General features: G+C 44.7%; 2 protein-coding genes. Both read right to left on the reverse strand.

The genetic code is table 11. The features are described from left to right. Positions 1-26: 26 nt before the first annotated feature. The gene (locus L3D05_RS24205; RefSeq protein ID WP_239618955.1) at positions 27-1,112 is read right to left on the reverse strand and encodes a PRK06851 family protein; all 1,086 of its coding nucleotides are present in this window, start codon (positions 1,110-1,112) and stop codon (positions 27-29) included. A gap of 107 nt (positions 1,113-1,219) precedes the next feature. Further along, on the reverse strand, positions 1,220-1,402 hold a 183-nt coding region (locus L3D05_RS24210; protein WP_239618956.1), incomplete at its 5' end, for a hypothetical protein.

Consider the following 1,402-nt stretch of genomic DNA (forward strand, 5'->3'; position numbering starts at 1 on the left):
AATCCGAAATAAAAGAGTAGCAAAAATTAATTGGTGACCGCTAACCTCTGTCTGATTTCCGCCGAGATACTTTCAAGTAATGCTGTATCCTTAGCCTGCGCATAGATCTGTTCAAGTTCATCGAGAATGGATCTGACCCTTACTAGATGCTGCGTCGATTGCTTCATCGTGGAAGAGTATCGTTCCTTAATGTGACTGATCGCATCTGAATATTGTTCATCCGTTCCTGATTTAATACAACGCTCATACATATCCACGATCTCGTCGTCCGGACGATCCGGGTAATACTCGTGAGGCGCAGTGCTATCGAAAATCGCGAATCCCAGTTCTCGTACTATGATCATGTCTAGGCTGTTCGGATCAAAGCCGCAGTGATAGATTTCGACGTCAAAGCCGCGTTCGATCGCGACGGAAGCTAGTTTTTTAAGCATTGTAGATTTTCCGGACCCGGGTCGGCCTTTCACAAGGTATCTCTTCAATCCTTCAGTTAGATTAGGGACGAAATCAACCGCTCCTTGGGGTGTAGCCGCTCCGAGGAAGCGATGATCGACTCTACTTGTCTTCCCTCTCTGATTATCACGGTAAAGGATTTGGGTAAGCTCCTGGGTTAGTTCATCGGCGGCCTGGAAATCCATGTTTGCGATATAGAGCTCCTCCCAATCATCATGTATGCGAAGAGCTTCGGCAAAACCGGAATAAGCGCGCTCATAGGATTTTGAGAGCTCTTCATTCCATCGTTCGATCTCTGATTGATGTTGTTCGAGCAGGTTTGCGCGATAAGCCACTCTTAAATCTATATAGGACAATTCAATTTCCGGAAGTTCAGGAGCTGTGACATGCGGTGCTGTTCCATCGAGAATACCCATTTTTAGAGCCGGTATGATGATTCCGTCCAGCGCATCATTGTCGGAAGAACAATGGATCAACCAGATGTTATAGCCTTCCTCAGTTAATTGGCGACCGATTGAACGTAGGTTAATCGCCTTCCCGGTTCCTGTATGTCCTTGGAGAATGAAGATACGTTCTAATCCTTGAAACGACGAATGGAACAGGTCAGCATAGCCGCGCGCGGTATTACCGCCTGCATAAAAGTTATAAACGTTACCCGCCATAGTTGTCACACCCCTCTAGGCTAATATCATTATGAGTAATTCATCGTATTATTCCACGGCCCAAAAGGTGATGCTTTCTTGTGAAATGTCGACAATGAATTAGTTAATCACGCAGTAAAGTAAACTGGAATATTTTGAGGGTTGATAGTATAGAAGAATCTATGATAAATTATAACTCCTGCCGCAAACAACATGAGGTAGGCGAGCAAACCCAAAAAGTTATTCAAACTCAGAACTTGAATGACTGGTAAAAATTGAGGGTTGCAACGCTGGTTGATATGCGGTATGAT

Source organism: Cohnella mopanensis (assembly GCF_022352055.1).
Classification (GTDB): domain Bacteria; phylum Bacillota; class Bacilli; order Paenibacillales; family Paenibacillaceae; genus Cohnella; species Cohnella mopanensis.

Coding starts and splice junctions, on each gene's coding strand:
- L3D05_RS24205 (WP_239618955.1), bottom strand. CDS start 1,112: ATGGCGGGTAACGTTTATAACTTTTATGCAGGCGGTAATACCGCGCGC.